Annotated in this window: 2 protein-coding genes; both read right to left on the bottom strand. The window is 37.4% G+C overall.

Annotation, left to right across the window (positions count from 1 at the left end; all coding sequences use genetic code 11):
- Positions 1 to 522 precede the first annotated feature (522 nt).
- Positions 523 to 1,386: an AraC family transcriptional regulator gene (locus JQM82_RS16325; RefSeq protein ID WP_235251166.1), complete on the bottom strand. Its 864-nt coding sequence runs from the start codon at positions 1,384 to 1,386 to the stop codon at positions 523 to 525.
- Positions 1,387 to 1,392: 6 nt separating this feature from the next.
- Positions 1,393 to 2,703 (bottom strand): MATE family efflux transporter, encoded by a 1,311-nt coding sequence (locus tag JQM82_RS14780; RefSeq protein WP_235251167.1) that lies wholly within the window; start codon positions 2,701 to 2,703, stop codon positions 1,393 to 1,395.
- Positions 2,704 to 3,150: the final 447 nt, after the last annotated feature.

Genomic DNA, 3,150 nt, shown 5'->3' on the forward strand with positions numbered 1-3,150 from the left:
TATCATTTTGTTTTTCAAAATTATCATTTAGTTTTCAATTTTGAACATTTATTATCATTTTTTATGTTTTTTCGCAAAAAATGAAACTTTCATATTGTTCTATATAATAACGATATTCTCATAAGCAAAGTGAGGCACATATCCTCCGAAACGTTTGATCGCTCTGTCAAAAAGGGATAATTATAAAAAAACAGTCCGGACATTACACAGATACAATCACCCTCTTGTATACTATGCAATGCCCGGACCGTTACACGACGTTGGCTTATTCAATTGTACTTTCTCCTTATCTGTTTACATCAAAAATTTCAATTCTGATCAATGTAATTACCCCAGGTGAAAGCTCTCATAATACTCTGCCAGGAATGCTTCTAATTTCTTCAACATAATCGCCATCTCCTTTTTTATGAATGATTTGCTTTGATCTTCTTTCTGATTATAATTTAACATACTTTCACAAAAATAGGAAACACATATAATAAACACATAGCAATACCTTTTGGGTATAATAAAACATTTCTCTCATTTTAGCGGAAAGCAAATGTCGATTTCCATGTATCCATCATCACCTACATTTCGATAGATGTCAAGTATCGGTCTTTCATCCAGCTGATTTCCGGTCTTTGAAAGCCACCTGCAGAATACCTCCTGATATACCATAAAGAGAAACTGCGGAAATCCTTTAAAATGATAAACTGCATATTTCCCGCCATCAAAGGTATGTGTCAAGATACCGGTATCCTCGTTCAGTGCAGGGTGATCCGGCGAAATTGTCTGGCACAGTTCATACATGCATCTGTCTTCATCCGTAATTGACGGATCATCAATGGTACATTCAATATAAAGCGTATCTTTTGAAGACAAATATTCATACTTTTTAATAAATTTACACCATTCTTCTGGCAGATTATGATAATTGCCTTTCTTACGCTCATATATAACCATAAAACTATGAAGCTGCTCGACCGTAATCAGTTTTTCGGATTCTTCTATTTTATCAAGCGATATCCCATGTGCAAAAGAGCTCTGTTCCACTATCCTCTCACTGATCTTCCTGAAATCAGCCGGAGTTACATTCAAGTGTTTCTTAAATGCCGTTGCAAAATTAGAAGATGAATATCCATAATCAACACCTATTTCTGTAATGCTTTTATCCTTCTCTACTTTAAGTCTCCAGGCGCTCCTTTCAAGCCGCACGCGTTTGATAAACTGATACAATGCTTCATCGGTATCCTCTTTAAACATTCGCATAAGATGATATTTTGAATAAGAACAATGTCTTGCCACATCATCTACAGTAATCTCTTCATCTATATTTTCAAATATATAACTTATCGCTTTATTGATCACTGCACTTCGAATCGTAGTGCTGTCTTTCTCATCCACTGCAGATCACCTGCTTTCCACCATCTTCTTTTGTTTCATGATCAGCCATGCCGAAACGATCGCTGTCAAAGCCTCTGTAGCCGGAGCAGCCATCCATACCCCTGCCATTCCCCATATAGCCGGGAAGATGAATATAAATGTAAGAAGAAGAACCACTCCTCTTAGCGACGATATCAGGGCAGAGCTTAACGCATCCCCGCAACTGGTAAAATACATCGAATTTATCACATCATATCCCATAATCAGAAATGTAACAGCGTAAAACCGAAATCCTGCGGACACCATATCCGCCACACTGCTGCAGCAACCAAACATACCTGCATATCTTCTTCCGAATACGAAAAAACAAACTGCAAATAAAGCGCCTATTCCAAATAATATTTTATTCGTCATTATGCGCAGCTGCATTGCTGTTTTCTGTTCCTTCGCACCCCAGCAAATACTCACAAGAGTCGTAAGTCCCTGTCCGAAACCGATAGAAATCATGCTGTATCCATATACAACAAACCCTAGAATCGTAAATGCAGCAACTCCTTCTGTTCCAACATATTTCATCAGCACATAGTTAAACGCAAACATAGATATTGCACTTGCCATCTCTCCGATAAACTCAGATGAACCATTAAAAAATGTTTCTTTATTCACTGCTCTGTCAAATCTGTAATGTCTCAAACGTATGCCTGCTGACGGTCTGATGAAATGTACCAACTGAGCAATGACTGCCATCACCTGTACGATAAGCGATGCTATAGCACTTCCCCGTACTCCCATCGCTAATCTGCCTACCAGAATATAATCAAGGATTACATTCAAAATACAACTTATGATACTCACAAACATACACACCTGAGGTTTCCCATCCACACGGATAAACATTCCCAATATGGTTCCAATCACCATCAGGGGGTAATTGAAAAGCATGATTCTATAGTACCCGGTAAAGTATGCGGACAGATTCCCGTCTGCTCTCAAAACTTTCAGGATCGGCGTGAATAATCCCGATATTGCCAGTGATACTAATATACATATCACTGTAGCCGTTACAACCGTCTGCGAAAACACTTCGGAGGCTTTTCTGTTGTCCTTTGCTCCAAGCAGCCTTCCACAGATTACCGTTCCACCAACACCTATGCATAGTCCTGTACCCAGATAAAAATAAAGAATCGGCAATCCCAGATTAATCGCTGCCAACGCATCTTCACCTACATAGTTCCCGGTAAAATAACCGTCAGTAATTGTGATTACCGTTTCCAAAAGCATTGCTATGATACTTGGAATTGAGAATCGAAGAATCGTCTTCAGGTTGTTTTCTTTCATTTGATTGATATCCGTAATTACATCTCTCCTTTACAGAATTCCATTATAGAGATGTAATACTTACTATACTTCTGAATTCCTGCTATCCTCATTCTCTTTCTTTCACTAATTCAATGACTTCTATATTAGATTATTTCTATTGCGGTCAACCTTGTTAGTTAGCCTAGATGACTATATTTCAAAACATCATGATTACAGTCATCTTTCTTGCTTTATTTGTTGGCCTTTATTAAATATTTCTCTTTTTAAGTCAACCCTTTACGCTTATTTTATTGACTGCATTTCACACTTTCATGAGTACAGTCAATTATCTACTCGTTTTTCGTTGACTGCAATTCAAATATTCTTTATCACAGTCAATTATTATACGTACTTGGTTGTCCTTAATTCCATTTTTTACAAATGCAGTCATCCTTACATACTTTAAAATCAGTATCCCTTTTATGA

The organism is Faecalicatena contorta, assembly GCF_021531995.1.
Taxonomy (GTDB): Bacteria; Bacillota; Clostridia; order Lachnospirales; family Lachnospiraceae; genus Dorea_A; species Dorea_A contorta_A.

Bases quoted from the DNA above. Each gene is read 5' to 3' on its own strand.
- JQM82_RS14780 (WP_235251167.1), bottom strand. From the start codon at position 2,703: ATGAAAGAAAACAACCTGAAGACGATTCTTCGATTCTCAATTCCAAGT.